The organism is Nonomuraea sp. NPDC050786, assembly GCF_040654115.1.
Taxonomy (GTDB): domain Bacteria; phylum Actinomycetota; class Actinomycetes; order Streptosporangiales; family Streptosporangiaceae; genus Nonomuraea.
The window spans coordinates 1-15,849 of sequence record NZ_JBFAHJ010000040.1 but is presented as its reverse complement, the minus strand read 5'-3'; the positions used below and the strand labels follow the sequence as shown (position 1 = coordinate 15,849).

Annotated in this window: 16 protein-coding genes; 7 read left to right on the top strand and 9 right to left on the bottom strand. The window is 72.0% G+C overall.

The annotated features are described in order from the left end of the window. Nucleotides 1-147: 147 nt before the first annotated feature. Nucleotides 148-3,099, bottom strand: coding sequence for an FAD-binding and (Fe-S)-binding domain-containing protein (locus AB0H84_RS46415; protein WP_357619572.1), 2,952 nt, complete (start codon nucleotides 3,097-3,099; stop codon nucleotides 148-150). 182 nt (nucleotides 3,100-3,281) lie between these two features. Here AB0H84_RS46415 and AB0H84_RS46410 point away from each other — a divergent pair, with 182 nt between their 5' ends. After that, nucleotides 3,282-4,379 (top strand): enolase C-terminal domain-like protein, encoded by a 1,098-nt coding sequence (locus AB0H84_RS46410; RefSeq protein ID WP_357619570.1) that lies wholly within the window; start codon nucleotides 3,282-3,284, stop codon nucleotides 4,377-4,379. A 60-nt stretch (nucleotides 4,380-4,439) separates the two neighbouring features. Then, nucleotides 4,440-6,218 carry a glycoside hydrolase family 15 protein gene (locus AB0H84_RS46405; protein ID WP_357619568.1) on the top strand — a complete coding sequence of 593 codons (1,779 nt, stop codon included), beginning with the start codon at nucleotides 4,440-4,442 and terminating at the stop codon, nucleotides 6,216-6,218. On the opposite strand, the gene AB0H84_RS46400 is transcribed toward AB0H84_RS46405, so the two are convergent. The 3 genes from AB0H84_RS46400 to AB0H84_RS46390 form a co-directional block, all read right to left on the bottom strand. Then, entirely contained in the window at nucleotides 6,215-7,030 is an 816-nt protein-coding gene (locus tag AB0H84_RS46400) for a hypothetical protein (RefSeq protein WP_357619566.1), read from the bottom strand. The genes AB0H84_RS46405 and AB0H84_RS46400 overlap by 4 nt on opposite strands. Nucleotides 7,031-7,097: 67 nt before the next feature. Further along, nucleotides 7,098-7,355, bottom strand: coding sequence for a hypothetical protein (locus AB0H84_RS46395; protein WP_357619564.1), 258 nt, complete (start codon nucleotides 7,353-7,355; stop codon nucleotides 7,098-7,100). Between the two features lie 48 nt (nucleotides 7,356-7,403). Continuing rightward, the gene (locus AB0H84_RS46390) at nucleotides 7,404-7,679 is read right to left on the bottom strand and encodes a hypothetical protein (RefSeq protein WP_357619562.1); all 276 of its coding nucleotides are present in this window, start codon (nucleotides 7,677-7,679) and stop codon (nucleotides 7,404-7,406) included. Nucleotides 7,680-7,825: 146 nt separating this feature from the next. On the opposite strand from AB0H84_RS46390, the gene AB0H84_RS46385 reads away from it, so the two are divergent. After that, nucleotides 7,826-8,479, top strand: a complete 654-nt coding sequence (locus tag AB0H84_RS46385) for an NIPSNAP family protein (protein ID WP_357619560.1) — start codon at nucleotides 7,826-7,828, stop codon at nucleotides 8,477-8,479. 5 nt (nucleotides 8,480-8,484) lie between these two features. Here the strand turns inward: AB0H84_RS46385 and AB0H84_RS46380 are convergent, their stop codons facing one another. Together AB0H84_RS46380 and AB0H84_RS46375 are read right to left on the bottom strand one after the other, a co-directional pair. Continuing rightward, nucleotides 8,485-9,399: an SDR family oxidoreductase gene (locus AB0H84_RS46380; protein WP_357619558.1), complete on the bottom strand. Its 915-nt coding sequence runs from the start codon at nucleotides 9,397-9,399 to the stop codon at nucleotides 8,485-8,487. Between the two features lie 31 nt (nucleotides 9,400-9,430). Further along, nucleotides 9,431-10,168, bottom strand: coding sequence for an SDR family oxidoreductase (locus AB0H84_RS46375; protein ID WP_357619556.1), 738 nt, complete (start codon nucleotides 10,166-10,168; stop codon nucleotides 9,431-9,433). Between the two features lie 50 nt (nucleotides 10,169-10,218). Between AB0H84_RS46375 and AB0H84_RS46370 the strand changes: the two genes are divergently transcribed. Genes AB0H84_RS46370 through AB0H84_RS46355 form a run of 4 tightly spaced genes read left to right on the top strand, consistent with a single transcriptional unit; the run spans nucleotide 10,219 to nucleotide 13,496 of the window. Beyond that, nucleotides 10,219-10,947, top strand: a complete 729-nt coding sequence (locus tag AB0H84_RS46370; RefSeq protein ID WP_357619554.1) for an enoyl-CoA hydratase family protein — start codon at nucleotides 10,219-10,221, stop codon at nucleotides 10,945-10,947. A gap of 8 nt (nucleotides 10,948-10,955) precedes the next feature. Continuing rightward, entirely contained in the window at nucleotides 10,956-11,726 is a 771-nt protein-coding gene (locus AB0H84_RS46365; RefSeq protein ID WP_344987664.1) for a CoA-transferase, read from the top strand. Further along, nucleotides 11,710-12,432 carry a CoA-transferase gene (locus AB0H84_RS46360; protein ID WP_357619552.1) on the top strand — a complete coding sequence of 241 codons (723 nt, stop codon included), beginning with the start codon at nucleotides 11,710-11,712 and terminating at the stop codon, nucleotides 12,430-12,432. Before AB0H84_RS46365 ends, AB0H84_RS46360 begins: the two co-directional genes overlap by 17 nt. Beyond that, entirely contained in the window at nucleotides 12,429-13,496 is a 1,068-nt protein-coding gene (locus AB0H84_RS46355) for a nitronate monooxygenase (protein ID WP_357619550.1), read from the top strand. The genes AB0H84_RS46360 and AB0H84_RS46355 overlap by 4 nt, the downstream gene beginning before the upstream one ends. Here the strand turns inward: AB0H84_RS46355 and AB0H84_RS46350 are convergent. Genes AB0H84_RS46350 through AB0H84_RS46340 form a run of 3 tightly spaced genes read right to left on the bottom strand, consistent with a single transcriptional unit; the run spans nucleotide 13,456 to nucleotide 15,520 of the window. Further along, nucleotides 13,456-14,475, bottom strand: coding sequence for a hypothetical protein (locus AB0H84_RS46350; RefSeq protein ID WP_357619548.1), 1,020 nt, complete (start codon nucleotides 14,473-14,475; stop codon nucleotides 13,456-13,458). The two genes, AB0H84_RS46355 and AB0H84_RS46350, sit on opposite strands and share 41 nt — an antisense overlap. After that, nucleotides 14,472-14,804 carry a helix-turn-helix transcriptional regulator gene (locus AB0H84_RS46345; RefSeq protein ID WP_357619546.1) on the bottom strand — a complete coding sequence of 111 codons (333 nt, stop codon included), beginning with the start codon at nucleotides 14,802-14,804 and terminating at the stop codon, nucleotides 14,472-14,474. Before AB0H84_RS46345 ends, AB0H84_RS46350 begins: the two co-directional genes overlap by 4 nt. A 44-nt stretch (nucleotides 14,805-14,848) precedes the next feature. Next, on the bottom strand, nucleotides 14,849-15,520 hold the full coding sequence (locus tag AB0H84_RS46340; RefSeq protein ID WP_357619544.1) for a pentapeptide repeat-containing protein: 672 nt from the start codon (nucleotides 15,518-15,520) through the stop codon (nucleotides 14,849-14,851). Nucleotides 15,521-15,849 lie beyond the last annotated feature (329 nt).

Sequence of the window (15,849 nt, the reverse complement as noted above, 5' to 3'; positions counted from 1 at the left end):
AGGGGCGGAGTGTGTCACCGCGGTGGTGAAGTCCCGCAGGCATCGGGCCAGGTCCTGACGTGTGGCCGGGGCGGCTGTGCGGGGCCAGGACGCGGGTGAGCAGCCCCGCCTGGTCCAGGCGGGTGACCAGGCGTCCGGTGTAAGTGGTCATCGATCGCCTCTGTCCTCGTCGGGGGCGGTCGCCGGCGTCAGGTGCGCGGCGAGGAGTTCGGCCAGGTGCAGCGGGCGGCGTCCGGGTGCGGTGTGCTGGATCTGGGTCCGGCAGCTGAAGCCGTCGGCCAGGACCACCGTGTCCGGCCCGGCCTCGCGGAGGGCGGGCAGCAGCTCGTGTTCGGCGCAGGCCAGGGAGACCTCCAGGTGTCCGGCGGTGAAGCCGAAGTCGCCCGCCAGGCCGCAGCAGCCGCCGACGGTGTGCCGGCGGACACCGGCGCGGTCAAGCAGTTCCTCGTCGGCCTGATGCCCGAGGACGGCGTGCTGGTGGCAGTGCGGCTGGCAGACGGCCTCGCGGTCGATGTGCGGCGCCTGCCAGCCGTCGGTACGCGTCAGCAGTTCGGCCAGGGTGGTGGTCTGGTCGGCCAGGCGCGTGACGTCCCGGTCGTGGGGAAGGAGGTTCGCGGCGTCGTCCCGGAAGACCGCGGTGCAGCTGGGTTCGAGTCCGACGATCGGCACGCCCTGGCGCAGCAGCGGCGCGAGCGTGCGCAGGGTGCGGCGCAGCACGCGCGAGGCGATGCCGAGTTGCCCGGTGGAGATCCAGGTGAGGCCGCAGCACAGGGTGCGGGGCGGGATGAGCACGCGGTAGCCGGCCGCCTCCAGGACCTTCACCGCGGCGGCGGCGATGTGCGGGGCGAGGTTGTCGGTGAAGGTGTCGGGCCACAGCAGCACGTCGCCGCGTTCGCCGGTGCCGCGCGGGCCGCGGCGGCGGTAGCTGTCGCTGAAGCGCGCGCGGGCGAACGACGGCAGGGGCCGTCGCGGTTCGATGCCACCCAGCCGTTTGAGCAGGCCGGCCAGTCCGGGAGCATGGGTGAGGGCGTTGACCGCGCCGGGAGCGATCGCGGCCAGGCGCGCCCAGAGCGGGAGCCAGCCCATGCTGTAGTGGGCGGCGGGCCGCAGCCTGCGGGCGTAGTGGTGGGCCAGGAACTCGGCCTTGTACGTGGCCATGTCCACGCTCATCGGGCAGTCCTGTTTGCATCCCTTGCAGGCCAGGCAGAGGTCCAGCGCGTCCCGTACCGCGGTGGAGCGCCAGCCGTCCGTGACAGGGGTGTCGGCGTGGCCGTTCAGCATCTCGAACAGCAGGCGGGCGCGGCCCCGGGTGGAGTGCTCCTCCTCGCCGGTGGCGCGGTAGGAGGGGCACATGACCCCACCGGTGTGGCTGCGGCACTGGCCGACGCCGACGCAGCGCATCACCGCCCATTGGAAGCTGCCCTCGTCATGCGGGTAGCCGAACTGCACGTCCGGTTCGGCGGGGGTCCAGTCGCTGCCCAGCCGCAGGTTCTCCGTGGCGCCGTACGGGGCGACGATCTTGCCGGGATTCATCCTGTTCTCGGGATCGAAGACGGCTTTGACCTCGGCGAAGGCGGTCATGACGTCGGGTCCGAACATGGCGGGCAGCAGTTCGGCTCGGGACTGGCCGTCGCCGTGCTCGCCGGACAGGGAGCCGCCGTAGGAGACGACGAGGTCGGCGGCGCGGCGCAGGAAGGTGTGGAAGGCCGCGATGCCGTCGGCGGTGACCAGGTCGAAGGGGATGCGGGTGTGCACGCACCCCTGGCCGAAGTGCCCGTACAGGGCGGCGTCGCCGTAACCGAACTCGGCGAACAGCCGGCGCAGGTCGCGCAGGTAGTCGCCGAGCCGCTCCGGAGGCACGGCCGAGTCCTCCCAGCCCTCCCAGGTAACGCGCATGTCCGGGACGCGGGCGGTGGCGCCCAGGCCGGCTTCGCGCAGTTCCCACAGCTGCCGCTCCGCCCTGTCGTCGTCGAAGGACGACACGTGCGGCTCGTGCTCGCCGCCGCGCAACTCGTCGATGAGGGCCCGTGCCCGGGCCTCGGCTTCCGGCTTGTCGCGTCCGGAGAAGGAGACCATCAGCCAGCCGCCGCCTTCCGGAAGGCGGGCCAGCGCCTCGGGATGCATGTGCCGGCGGCGCTCGTAGGAGATCAGCTTGTCGTCCACGCCCTCCAGTTGCAGCGGGTGGTGGGCGGCGACGCGCGGCACCGCGTCGGCGGCGGCGGCGATGTCGTGGTAGCCGAGCAGGACCAGCACCTCGGCCGCGGGCACCGGTACGAGTTTCAGCTCTGCCCGCAGCACGGTGACCAGCGTGCCTTCCGAGCCGACCAGCGCCCTGGCCACGTCGAAGTCGCCGCCGGGCAGGAGCTGGTCGAGGTTGTAGCCGGACACCCGGCGCGGGATGTCGGGGAAGCGTGCCCGGATCTCGGCGGCGTGCGTGTCGGCGATCTCGCGCAGGCGCCGGTGGACATCGGCGCGGCGGCCGCCCTCGGCGCGGATTCGCGCGTATTCCCGCTCGTCGGTCGGGCCGACCCACATGCGCGTCCCGTCGTAGGTGAGGACGTCGAGGCGGGTGACGTTGTCGGCGGTCTTGCCGTACGCCTGGGCGGTGGAGCCGCAGGAGTTGTTGCCGATCATGCCGCCGAGGGTGCACTGGCCGTGGGTGGACGGGCGTGGCCCGAACATCAGGCCGGTGGGCGCGAGCTGCCGGTTGAGCTCGTCCAGGACGATTCCGGGCTCCACCACGCAGGTCCTGGCTCGCTCGTCGACCGAGATCAGGCGGTGGCAGTGCTTGGACCAGTCGATGATCACGGCGGTGTTGCAGGTCTGTCCGGCCAGGCTGGTGCCACCGCCGCGCGAGGTGATCGGCGCCTGGTGCTCGCGGCAGACGGCCACGGCCTCGATGGCCGCCTCTACGGTCCGGGGCACCACCACGCCGAGCGGCACCTGCCGGTAGTTGGAGCCGTCGGTGGCGTAGGCGCCGCGGCTGCCCGCGTCGAAGCGGACCTCCCCGTCCACGCGAGCCCTCAGGTCACGTTCCAGGTCGCGGACCCGCACGTACGGCTGGCGTACGGGGGTGGGGAGCTGCACGGTCTCTGCCATGGCGATGGCCCTTCCGCTCGGCCGGCCTTTCACGAACCCAGGCACGTCATGCCAGCCGCCTGCCCGCGGGCGCGGACGTAAACATTGGCCGTCCGGAAATCTAGCCACATGGACGCATTCCCCGTTTGGGGAACATCTGCGGGGTAGCTCACACGCCTGCTGACCTGCGAAGCGAGAACGACATGAACGCGATCGACAAGGTCGCCGCAGCGGCCTACCGCATCCCCACCGACCAGCCCGAAGGCGACGGCACATTCGCCTGGCAGGCGACCACGATGGTGGTCGTCACGCTCACCGCCGAAGGCGCGACCGGGATCGGCTGGACGTACGCGCCCGCCGCAGCGGCCCCGTTCATCTCCGAGACACTCGCCGAGACGGTGATCGGCGCCGACGCCGCCGACATCCCCGCCGTCTGGGCCGCGATGACCCGCCAGGTACGCAACGCGGGGCGGCCCGGCATCGCCGGATACGCCGTCTCGGCCGTGGACGTCGCCCTGTGGGACCTCAAGGCGCGCCTGCTCGGCCTGCCGCTCGTCCGCCTCTTCGGCGCCGCGCGCGAGCAGGTTCCGCTGTACGGGTCGGGCGGCTTCACCACCTACGACGACGACGCCACCATCGGCCAGCTCACCCGCTGGGCGCACGGACAGGGCATCGGCCGCGTCAAGATCAAGATCGGCGAGTCGTCCGGCACGCGACCCGAACGGGACCTGCACCGCGTGGCTCTGGCCCGCCGTGTCATCGGCGAGGAGGCCGAGCTGTACGTCGACGCCAACGGCGGCTACACCGCCAAGCAGGCCATCCGCATGGCCGACGCGATGAACGAGCACGACGTGACCTGGTTCGAGGAGCCCGTCTCCTCCGACGACCTGCCTGGTCTGAGACTGGTGCGCGAGCACTGCCGGGCCGACGTGACCGCCGGGGAGTACGGCTGCGATCTGACGTACTTCACCCGCATGTGCCAGGCGCAGGCCGTGGACTGCCTGCAGATCGACGCCACCCGCTGCGGCGGCTACACCGGCTGGTTCGCCGCCGCGGCCGTCGCCGCCGGCCACCATCTGCAGGTCTCCGCCCACTGCGCCCCCAACCTGCACGTCCCCGCCGCCGCCGGAACCGCCAACCTGCGCCACATCGAGTGGTTCCACGACCACCAGCGCATCGAGGGCGAGCTCTTCGACGGCGCCGCCGACCCGACCGGTGGCCTGGTCCGGCCGCGTACCGACGCCCCCGGCCACGGCCTCGTGCTCCGCGCCGGCGCCGCCGAACGCCACCGCGTGGCCTAGCGGCGGCCATGAGGGCATGCCCGTGACCTGATCTCGAAGGCAAGGAGGAGACCACCCAACATGCGGATCGAGGACTACGCCCTCATCGGCGACATGCAGACCGCGGCGCTGGTCGGCCGTAACGGCTCCATCGACTGGCTGTGCCTGCCGCGCTTCGACTCCCCCGCCTGCTTCGCCGCCCTCCTGGACAGCCCGGGCGCCGGCCGCTGGCTGCTGGCCCCCGCCGGTGCGCACGACAGCACCTCCCGCCGCTACCGCGACGGCACGCTCATCCTGGAGACCACCTGGGACGGCGCGGGCGGCGCCGTACGGGTCCTCGACTTCATGCCGCCCCGCGACCAGGCACCCGACGTCGTACGGATCGTCGAGGGCGTGCGCGGCAGCGTCGACATGCACATGGAGCTGATGTTGCGCTTCGACTACGGCCGCGACATCCCCTGGCTGCGCCACGACCACGGCCAGTTCGTCGCCGTCGCCGGCGCCGATGCCGCGTGGCTGCATGCCCCTGTCCCGCTGCACGTGGACGAGGATGCCCACCGCACCACAGCGTCTTTCACCGTCCGTGCGGGCGACCGCGTACCGTTCGTGCTCACCTGGAAGGAGTCCTGGCTGCCGCGCCCCGACCCCCTCGACCCGCCCGCCGCCCTGTCCGACACCGAACGGCTGTGGCGCGAATGGAGCGCCCGCTGTGACTACCGCGGCGAGTACGAGCGGGCGGTCCGCTCCAGCCTGCGCACTCTCAAAGCCCTCACCTACGCCCCCACCGGGGGCATCGTCGCGGCCGCCACCACCTCCCTGCCCGAGCAACTCGGCGGCCCCCGCAACTGGGACTATCGTTACTGCTGGCTACGTGACGCCAGTTTCAGCCTGCAGGCGCTGATGTGCGCCGGGTATGACGCCGAGGCCCGGGCCTGGCGCGACTGGCTGCTGCGCGCCGCCGCCGGTCACCCGGCCGCGCTGCAGATCATGTACACCATCGAAGGCGCCCGCCGCATCCCGGAGTGGAGCCCCGACTGGCTTGCCGGCTACGAGAACTCCCGGCCCGTCCGCATCGGCAACGCCGCCTCCACCCAGCTCCAGCTCGACGTCTACGGCGAAACCCTCGACTGCCTGCACCTGGCCCGCCAATCCGGCCTCACCATCGAGGAGGAAGCGTGGGACCTGCAGACCGCCCTGATGAACTACCTCGAAGGCGCATGGGACCAGCCCGACAACGGATTGTGGGAGATGCGTGGCCCCCGCCGTCACTTCGTCCACTCCAAGATCCTCGCCTGGGTCGCCGCCGACCGCATGCTCCAAGCCATCGACCGCCACGGCCTCGACGGCCCCGCCGACCGCTGGCGCGCCCTGCGCCGGCAGATCCACCATGACGTCTGCACCCGCGGCTACGACGCCGACCGCAACACCTTCACCCAGTATTACGGCTCCACCGGCCTGGACGCCGCCCTCCTCCTCATTCCCCGCCTCGGCTTCCTACCTCCCGACGACGAACGCGTAAGGGGGACCATCGACGCCATCCGGCGCGAGCTTCTCCACGACGGCCTCGTCCTGCGCTACCAGCCTCAAACCGACGGTGTGGACGGCCTCCCGGGCGGCGAGGGCACCTTCCTGGCCTGCTCCTTCTGGCTGGCCGACGCCCTGGCCATGACCGGCCGCCGCCACCAGGCCCGGCAACTGTTCGAGCGGCTCCTGACCCTCCGCAACGACGTGGGGCTGCTCGCGGAGGAGTACGACGTCACCCATCGCCGCCAGGTCGGCAACTTCCCCCAGGCCTTCAGCCACGTCTCCATCGTCAACAGCGCCGCGGCCCTGAGCGGCGGCCAGGATGATCAGGCCTAGAGCAGTTCGCGCAGCGCCGTGGCGAGGTTGGCCGCCGCGCGCGGCTCGTAGCGCAGGAAGAGGTACGGCTCCGTCAGCTCCACCTCGATGACGGCGGGCTTGCCTCCGGGCAGCCGGACCAGGTCGATCCTGGCGTAGAGCAGGGGCTGGGGTAGGACGGTGAGCACCTTCTCAGCGAGATCGACCTGGTCCGGGGCTGGTGTGCGGAGCTGTCCCCGCCCGTTGTCGTCGTACGTCATCCCCGGTGCGAGCATGGGCAGGCGGCGTACGGCGTGGCTGAAGCGGCCGTTGAAGTAGAGCAGCGAGGTCTCGCCCTCCGACTCCACCATGTCGAGGTACGGCTGCACCATCGGGGTGCGCCCGTCGGCCTCCAGCGCGGCGGCCAGCGCCCTGGCCTGGTCCCGGTCGGCCGTCCTGGTGGTGTCGCGGGCGCCGGAGGAGATCGTCGGCTTGACGACGTACTCCGGCCAGTCCGGCAGGCCCTCCGACGACCAGTGCGTCGGCACGGTCGGCACGCCGAGCTCCCGCAGGTAGGTCTTGTCGGTGTTGGCCTCGAGGACCGGGGACGGATTGAGCAGCCTGGTGACGGAGTCCACGCGCCGCGCCCACGCCAGGAACTCCTCCCGCCTGAGGATGTAGTCCCAGACCGATCGGACGACCACGGCGTCGTACGCGCTCCAGTCGACGGCGGGATCGTCCCAGCGCTCGACGCGCCCGTCGATGCCGGCCTCCCGCCAGGCCGACAGGGCGAGATCGCGCTCGTCGTCGCCATTCTCGGGGTCCTCAAACGTTACATATGCACAGATAGCCACCCCGGGATGCTATTACGGCGCGAGCCAGGCCATTTCCGGCCCGGCTCGCCGCGCGTCCCAGGGAGTGCTAGTCGATGTCGTGGACGGTCACGGTGCCGCGGTTGCTGGCCGTCACGGCGTTGCCGTTGACGTTGTTGAGGCTGGTGGCGGTGGTGCCGCTCCGGTTGCTGCCGACCACGTTGCCGAAGTTGTTGCCCGACTGCGACGAACTGCGGTTGGAGCTGGTGTTTCCGGCGTTGACGTCCGCGTACGCCGGTGCCGACAGCAGCGTCACACCCGTGGCCGCCGCGGCGATGAGACCGGTCACGCAGAGCTTCTTGATCATGTTTGTGGTTGTCCTCTCGGATCGTCTTGGCTTTCGGACGTCAGCCGGTCAGTAGAAGATGTAGGTCACCGTGATCCCGCCGTCGGTGGCGGTCGGGGCGATACCGTTGATGTTGTTGACGTTGGTGGAGCCGCTCCCGCCGCGGTTGACGGCGGTGACGTCGCCGAAGTTGTTCCCGGACTGGGACGAGCCGCGGTTGTCGCTCCAGTTGCCGTACCAGCTGTCGCTGCTCCAGGCGTCGTCGGCGTGCGCGGGGGGAGCCGGCAGTGCGCCGCCGACGGCCGCTCCCACCACGGCCACGGCGGCGCACAGTCTTCTGATCACTTCTGCTCCTTCGTTGACCGGAGGAGGTCAAGGCCATGGCGAGCCTATAACTGTGTGTGGTTGATCCGCAGCAGTACGTTACTGGAATTTTATTCTATAAATACGCTGACAGGAGGTGTCAGCGAGTCGGTCCTACCGTCCATCGCATGATCTACGACCTGCGGCAGTACACCCTGCTTCCCGGGCAGCGGGACACGCTGATCGAGCTGTTCGAGCGCGAGTTCGTCGAGTCGCAGGAGGCGGCCGGCATGCGCGTCAACGGCACCTTCAGGGTCGAGGGCGCGCCCGACCGGTTCACCTGGCTGCGCTCCTATCCGTCCATGGCCGCCCGCAAGGACGCGCTCGAGGCCTTCTACGACGGGCCCGTGTGGCTGGCCCACCGCGACGCCGCCAGGGTCACCATGGCCGACACGGACGACGTGCTGCTCCTGCACTCCGTGGGGGCCGAGCTGCCCGAGTGGGAGCGCCCCGCCGTCGGGGCCACCGAGCGGCCCTCGTCGCTGTACGTCGCCACGATCTACCACGTCGAGGACGGCTTCTCCGCGTTCTTCGCCCGTGAGGTCGCGCCCGTCCTGGTCGAGGCGGGGGTGCCGCCGATCGCCTGCCTGGAGACCGAGCACTCGGAGAACAACTTCCCCCGGCACCCGATCCGCACCGGGGAGAACGTGTTCGTGTGGTTCGCGCGCTTCGAGACGGCCGAGGACGAGCGGGAGGTGGAGCTGCCCATGGTGAAGCCCCGGCTGACGGCCGCCCCTGAGCGCATCCTGCTGCGCCCGACCGCCCGCTCGGCCATGCGCTAGCGGGTTCAGCGGCTCGGCTGTGCTCCGTAGACCGGTTCGGGGGGCGGGGCGGAGGCGAGGAGTCCGGCGACGGCGTCGCCGACGCGCGCCGGGTCCCAGCGCCCGTCCCCGTCCACCCGGGGACCGTGCCGCCAGCCGGTGGCCAGGGCGATCGTCCCGCCCTCCACCTCGAACACCCGCCCCGACACATGAGCAGACCGCACGGACCCGAGCCAGACGACGAGCGGGGAGACGTTCGCGGGGTCCATGGGGTCGAAGCCGGACTCCGGCCTGGCCATGGTGGCGGCGAACACCTCCTCGGTCATCCGCGTACGGGCGGCGGGCGCGATGGCGTTCACCGTCACGCCGTATCTCGCCAGCTCGGCGGCGGCCACCTGTGTCAGCGCGGCGATCCCCGCCTTGGCGGCCGCGTAGTTGGCCTGGCCGACGCTGCCCAGCAGGCCGGCCCCGGACGAGGTGTTGATGACCCGGCCCTCGACGCGCTCGCCCGCCTTGGACCTCTCCCGCCAGTGCGCCGCCGCGTGGCGCAGCGGCAGGAAGTGGCCCTTGAGGTGGACGCGTACGACGTCGTCCCAGTCCTGCTCGGTCATGGAGACGAGCATCCTGTCCCGCAGGAAGCCCGCGTTGTTCACCAGGACGTCGAGGCGGCCGTACGCGGTGACGGCGGTCTTGACCAGCCGGGCCGCGCCGCCCCAGTCGGACACGTCGTCGCTGTTGGCCACCGCCTGGCCGCCGAGGGCGCGGATCTCCTCGACCACCTCCAGCGCGGGGCCGCCCGACCTGCCCGCGCCGTCCCTGGCCGTGCCGAGGTCGTTCACCACGACGCGGGCGCCCTGCCTGGCGAACTCCAGCGCGTGCTCCCTCCCGATGCCCCGACCGGCACCCGTCACGACCACCACGCGGCCGGCACAGATTCCCACACAGACCTCCCAGAAGGATCATGCAGAGATATCAGGAAACGTCACTGGAGGCCAGGTGCCGCCAGGCGGGGATCTCGCCGCCGCCGTCCACCCGCACCTCCGCGCCCGTGACGTAGCCGGGGGCGGCCAGCCACAGGCACGCGGCGGCCACGTCGGCGGGCGTCGCCATCCGGCCTGCGGGGATGGCCGCCCCCATCCCGTCGTCGCGCCCGCCGTAGTGGGAGGAGGCGTTCTCCGTGGCGGCGAGGCCGACGACGACCGTGTTGACGCGTACCCGCGGGGCCCACTCGGCGGCCAGGCAGCGGGCCAGGTGGTGCAGCCCGGCCTTGGCGGCGCCGTACGCGGAGGTGCCGGGCGAGGGGCGCGCGCCGCCGGCGCTGCCGATCATCACGACCGCCCCGCCGGCGGCGGCGAGCAGCGGGTACGCGCGCTGCGAGACCAGCAGCGGGGCCGTGAGGTTGAGCTCGATGACGCGGGCGTGCAGGCGCGGCGAGGTGCCCTCCAGCGGCGCGTACGGCGAGCCGCCCGCGTTGTTGACCACCACGTCGAGCCGGTCGAACCCGGAGATCAGCCGCTCGACGTCGTCGGGCACGCGCACGTCCGCCCGCACGAACCGGAGCCCCGGGAGAGGGGCGGCGGGCTCGCGCCTGGCGCAGACCGTCACCTCGGCGCCCGCTTCGCGGAAGGCGCGGGCGATCCCGCCGCCGATGCCCTTGGTGCCGCCCGTCACCAGGACGGCCTTGCCCGTGTAGTCGTAAGTCACGGTCACGGGTGCTACCGTACCAAGCAAGCGTTAGGTGCAACCAGACGGGAGCGGGGATGGGAATCACCCTGCGGGCCGGGCCGATCGCCGAGATCGTGGTGGACGTGCCGCCGGTGAACGCGTTGAGCGTGCGGGGCTGGGAGGAGCTGGCGGAGACCGTCCGGCGGGCCGGGGCCGAGCCGGAGACCAGGGTGGTGGTGCTGCGGGCCGAGGGACGCGGGTTCAACGCCGGGGTCGACATCAAGGAGCTGCGCGACGCGAAGGGCTACGAGGCGCTCGTCTGGGTCAACCGGGCGTGTTACGCGGCCTTCGCGGCGGTCTACGAGTGCCCGGTGCCGGTGATCGCGGCGGTGCACGGCTTCTGCCTGGGCGGCGGCGTCGGCCTGGCAGGCAACGCCGACGTCGTGGTGGCGAGCGAGGACGCCTACTTCGGGCTGCCCGAGGTGGACAGGGGCGCGCTGGGCGCGGCCACGCACCTGTCCAGGCTGGTGCCGCAGCACCTGATGCGGGCCATGGTCTACACGTGCAGGAACGTGACGGCCGCCGAGCTGCACGCGTTCGGGTCGGTGCTGGAGGTGGTGCCGGGCGACAAGCTGCGCGACGCGGCGCTGGAGGTGGCGGGGCAGATCGCCGCGAAGGACCCGTACGTGATCCGCTGCGCCAAGGAGTCGCTCAACGGCATCGACCCCGTGGACGTCAAGCGCAGTTACCGCTTCGAGCAGGGCTTCACCTTCGAGCTGAACCTGACGGGCGCCGGAGACCGGCACAGGGAGCGATTCACGTGACCAAGCTGATGTCGGCCGAGGAGGTCGCGAGCGGGATCGAGAGCGGGATGACGGTCGGGATCGGCGGCTGGGGCTCGCGCCGCAAGCCGATGGCCCTCGTACGCGCTCTCCTCCGCTCCCCCGCCGACGACCTCACGATCGTCTCGTACGGCGGCCCGGACGTCGGCATGCTCTGCGCGGCGAAGAAGGTACGCAGGGTCGTGGCGCCTTTCGTCACGCTCGACTCCATCCCCCTGGAGCCGCATTTCCGGCGGGCCAGGCAGGCCGGGGAGATCGAGTTCGTGGAGTACGACGAGGGGATGTTCATGTTCGGGCTGCTGGCGGGGGCGCACCGGCTGCCGTTCCTGCCGACGCGGGCCGGGCTCGGGTCGGACGTGCTGCGGGTCAACCCCGGGCTGCGGACGGTCCGGTCGCCGTACGCGGACGGGGAGGAGCTGGTCGCGGTGCCCGCGCTGGCCATGGACGTGGCCCTGGTCCACCTGAACCGGGCCGACTCCCGGGGCAACGCCCAATATCTGGGCCCCGACCCGTACTTCGACGACCTCTACGCCAAGGCCGCGCGGCGCTGCTACGTGTCGTGCGAGCGGGTGGTGGAGGACCTCATGAAGGAAGGGCCCGTGCAGTCGTTGCTGATCAGCCGCTCGATGGTGGCCGGGGTGGTGGAGGCGCCCGGCGGGGCGGGGTTCACCTCGTGCGAACCCGACTACGGGCGGGACGAGGCGCTCCAGCGGCGTTACGTGGAGACCCCCTGGGAGGAGTTCGATGAGCAGCAGGGCTGACGTGTGCGTGGTGGCGTGCGCGGAGGCGTTCAGGGGCGACGGGGAGATCCTCGCGGCGGGGATCGGCGGGGCGGTCACGGTGCTGGCCGCGCGGCTGGCGCGGCTGACGTTCGAGCCGGAGCTGCTCACGCACGACGGCACTTGCCTGCTCACCGGCGACGTGCCCGCCCTGGGCGAGGCTCCCGGGGTGGTGGAGGGGTGGCTGCCGTTCCGCGAGCACCTGTGGCTGGTGCTGAACGGGCGGCGGCACGTCATGCTCGGGGCCAGCCAGATCGACCGGTACGGCAACACGAACATCTCCTGCATCGGCGACTGGTCGCGCCCCAAGGCGCAGCTGCTGGGTGTCCGGGGCGCGCCGGGGAACACGCGCTGCGATCCCACCAGCTACTGGATCCCCCGGCACTCCCCCCGGGTGTTCGTGCCCTCGGTGGACATGGTCAGCGGGGTCGGGACGGACAGGGGCGCCTTCGACCTGCGCCGGGTGGTGACGAACCTGGCCGTCCTGGACTTCCGCGGCCCCGGCGGGACCATGCGGCTGGTGTCGGTGCACCCCGGGGTGGAGGTGGCCGACGTGGTGGCGGCGACCGGCTTCGAGCTGCACGTTCCCGCGAAGGTCAGCCGGACGCGCGGGCCGACCGTCGAGGAGCTCGACGTCCTGGACCGCCTCGACCCCGAGCGGGCCCGCGACCGTGAGGTGGCGGCGTGAGGACCGCGCTGACCGAGCTGGTGGGGTGCCGCCACCCGATCGTGCAGACCGGCATGGGGTACGTCGCCGGGGCCCGGCTGGCGGCGGCCACCTCGCAGGCGGGCGGTCTGGGCGTGATCGGCGCCGCCACCATGTCCGTGGCCGAGATGACCGCGGCGATCAGGCGGGTCAAGGAGCGCACGGACGCGCCTTTCGGGGTGAACATCCGTTCCGACGCCGACGACGCCGCGGCGCGGATCGAGGTGCTGATCAGGGAGGGCGTGCGGGTGGCGTCGTTCGCGATGGCGCCCGAGCGCGACCTGATCGCCCGGCTCAAGGACGCGGGCGTGGTCACGATCCCGTCGGTGGGAGCCCGCCGGCACGCGGAGAAGGTGGCGGGCTGGGGCGTCGACGCGGTGATCGTCCAGGGCGGCGAGGGCGGCGGCCACACCGGACCCGTCGCCACCACCCTGCTGCTGCCCCAGGTCGTGGACGCGGTGGACATCCCGGTCATCGCGGCCGGGGGCTTCTTCGACGGGCGCGGCCTCGTGGCGGCCCTGGCGTACGGGGCCTGCGGGATCGCCATGGGGACCCGGTTCCTGCTGACGAGTGACTCCCCCGTGCCCGACGAGGTGAAGAAGCTCTATCTGGCCACGCGGGAGACGGTGGTCACGACCAGGGTGGACGGGGTGCCGCACCGGGTGCTCCTGACCCCTTTCGTGGCGTCACTGGAGCGGTCGCGCCTGGTCAGGGCGGTGATGAACGGGGCCCGCTTCAAACGCCTGTCGGGCCTGTCCTGGGCGGCGATGCTCAGGGAGGGCAGGCGGATGCGGCAGGCCCGGGACCTGACCTGGGCCCAGGTGCTGCAGGCGGCCAACACACCCGTGCTGCTGCGGGCCGCCATGGTGGAGGGCCGGGCGGATCTCGGGGTGATGGCGTCGGGCCAGGTGGTGGGCGTGATCGACGATCTGCCGTCCTGCCGGGAGCTGATCGACCGCATCATGGCCGAGGCCGAGACCTCCCTCTCCCACCTGACCCGGGCACTCACGTCGCCAACGCCTCCTGACCGCTCCGGCGGCGGGTGAGCGCCGCGCCGGCGGCGAAGGCCAGGGCCGCGCAGCCGAGCTGGGCGAGGGCCGTGGAAGTGGGGATCCACAGCAGGTCGCCGAGGTCGCCGAGGGCGGCCGCGGGCAGGAACAGCACCAGCGCCGCCCGCCGGCCCACCGCCGACCGGCACGCGTACCCGGCGGCCAGTGAGACCACGACCAGCCAGGGCACCGGTTTCCAGACGACGACATCCTGATGGGCGACCACGTCCACCCAGCGCACGATGGCCTTGCTGGCGGTCAGCCCCACCAGCGCGAGCGGCGCCCAGAGCAGCAAGGTGCGCCGGGGGATGGCCGCGAGGGCACGGTGCGCTGCGGGCAGGAAGGCGATGACGGCCGCCGCCACCTGTGCCAGGAGCAGCGGGCCGACGTTCGGTGCCGCCAAGTGCACCAGGAGGACCCGGCCGCTCGACGGCGACACGAGATACGGAAGCACCCCACTCCAGGGGTCCGCGAGGCCCAGCACGAGCACGACCGTGCCGAGCGCGGCGACCCACCTGCGGCCGGACCGCACCGCCAGCGCGAGCAGGGCCGCGATGGCGACCGGCTGGGCCAGGTGCTGGATCCAGACGGGTCCGGCCAGGACGGCGACGCCGAAGTTCAGCGCGTTCTCCACGGTTCTGGCGCTGTCCAGCAGCATCGTCGCCAGCGCCGCCGCCAGCATCAGCAGCGGCCACAGCGCCACGGCGAGCGCGACCCCGTCGCGCCAGGAGGGCGCCGAGCCCGCGCCGAACGCCCGCCGGGCGTGCACCCGTAACGCGCCCCACAGCAGGTCGGCCACGTCGGCGGGATACGGGCGGGTCTGGCCGGGCCGCGCGCCGGCCAGCAGCACGCCGATCATCTCCTCCTCGTGCCGGGCCCGATGATCGCGCGGATAGCAGGCCAGGAGGCGGCGGTAGCGGGCTTCGAGGGGGCTCATGCCTGGGCCGCCGGCGACGTGCGGACGTGCGGGGCTCATGCCGCGCCTCCCGCCCCTGCGGCGCGCAGGCGCGCGGTGGCCGCCCGGGCGTGCCTGCGCAACCGCTCGGCCTCCGCCGCCAGCCTGGCCGCGCCGTCGCCGGTCAGCCTGTAGTAGCGGCGCACCCGCCCGTCCACGATCTCCTCCCGGTCCGCCTCGATGAGGCCCTCCGCCTGGAGGCGGTCGAAGGCGGCGTACAGGGTGCCGGCGCGCAGGCGCACCTGGCCGTCGGAGATGCGTTCGACGTCGGTGATCACGCCGTAGCCGTGCTGCGGGCCGGCGGCGAGCGCGGTGAGGATGAGGAAAGTGGGTTCCTGCATCGGCTTCATGCGATCAATATATACCGATGATCTGCATATGCCGCCGGTCGGAGTCAGACCACGGTGATGCCGCGGGCGGCGAGGATGGCGTTGGCCTGGGCCTGGTTGATGACGGCGCCCGCGAACGCCCGCAGCTTCGCGTCGTCCGGCTGGCCCAGGTCGGCCCCGCGCAGATCGGCCTTGGCGAACTTCGTCTGCAGCAGGCGCGTCCCGGTCAGCCGGCAGTCGCTGAACGTGGCCTCCGTGAAGTCGCAGCCCGACAGGTCGGCGTCGTCGAAGCGGACGCCCTCGATGACCTCACCGCGCAGCGAGCAGCCGCCGAGGTTGGCCAGGGTCAGGTTGGAGCGGCTGAGCCTGAAGCCGGTGCCGCGCGAGGCCGTGAGAGACGCGCCGATCATGCGGCAGCCCGTGAACGAGACGTCCGTCAGGAGCGCGCCGCCGAACTGCGCGGAGGACAGGTCCACGTCGGTGAACGTCACGTCGATGAGGTCGGCGTCGTTGAAGCGGGTGCGCATCCCGCCCCCACCCGCGAACGAGGCCCCGTCGAGGTCGGCCTTGCGGAAGTCGGTCTGGTCCAGCACGCACGACTCGAACCTGGCCCCCGCCAGCGGGGCGCCCCACAGGTCGGTCTCCGTGAGGTCGCAATTGCGGAAGACGTGGGTTTCGCCGGAGGGGAGGCGGTCGGCCAGCGCTTTGCGAGAAAGGTCCTCGCCGTCGAAGTTCACCGAAACCTCCGGAAGAACCCCGGTCCTTCAGCTTCGGGGCCAGGAGGAATCCGGAGCTCCTGAGAGGCTGGACAAGGACATCCGGATCGCCGCCAAGGCGATCGGGCTTCAACCCTGCGACGAAGGCTCAAATTCGTCGTACCTCCCCGATAGATTGGCCGATCGTGACGAGGCCACCGCAGGGAGCTGAGGATACCGGGCGTGCCCGGTACACCTACCGGCTTCGGGTGTCGGCCACCGCCCGCGCCGCCCTGCTGGCCGAGTGGGACCGGTGCCGGTGGATCTGGAACGAGTGCGTCGCCAAGTCCCAGCAGGTGCACCTGCACAAC

Bases quoted from the DNA above. Each gene is read 5' to 3' on its own strand.
- AB0H84_RS46360 (WP_357619552.1), top strand. From the start codon at position 11,710: ATGAGCAGCAGGGCTGACGTGTGCGTGGTGGCGTGCGCGGAGGCGTTC.
- AB0H84_RS46370 (WP_357619554.1), top strand. From the start codon at position 10,219: ATGGGAATCACCCTGCGGGCCGGGCCGATCGCCGAGATCGTGGTGGAC.
- AB0H84_RS46350 (WP_357619548.1), bottom strand. From the start codon at position 14,475: ATGAGCCCCGCACGTCCGCACGTCGCCGGCGGCCCAGGCATGAGCCCC.
- AB0H84_RS46365 (WP_344987664.1), top strand. From the start codon at position 10,956: ATGTCGGCCGAGGAGGTCGCGAGCGGGATCGAGAGCGGGATGACGGTC.
- AB0H84_RS46410 (WP_357619570.1), top strand. From the start codon at position 3,282: ATGAACGCGATCGACAAGGTCGCCGCAGCGGCCTACCGCATCCCCACC.
- AB0H84_RS46415 (WP_357619572.1), bottom strand. From the start codon at position 3,099: ATGGCAGAGACCGTGCAGCTCCCCACCCCCGTACGCCAGCCGTACGTG.
- AB0H84_RS46385 (WP_357619560.1), top strand. From the start codon at position 7,826: ATGATCTACGACCTGCGGCAGTACACCCTGCTTCCCGGGCAGCGGGAC.
- AB0H84_RS46395 (WP_357619564.1), bottom strand. From the start codon at position 7,355: ATGATCAAGAAGCTCTGCGTGACCGGTCTCATCGCCGCGGCGGCCACG.
- AB0H84_RS46345 (WP_357619546.1), bottom strand. From the start codon at position 14,804: ATGAAGCCGATGCAGGAACCCACTTTCCTCATCCTCACCGCGCTCGCC.
- AB0H84_RS46405 (WP_357619568.1), top strand. From the start codon at position 4,440: ATGCGGATCGAGGACTACGCCCTCATCGGCGACATGCAGACCGCGGCG.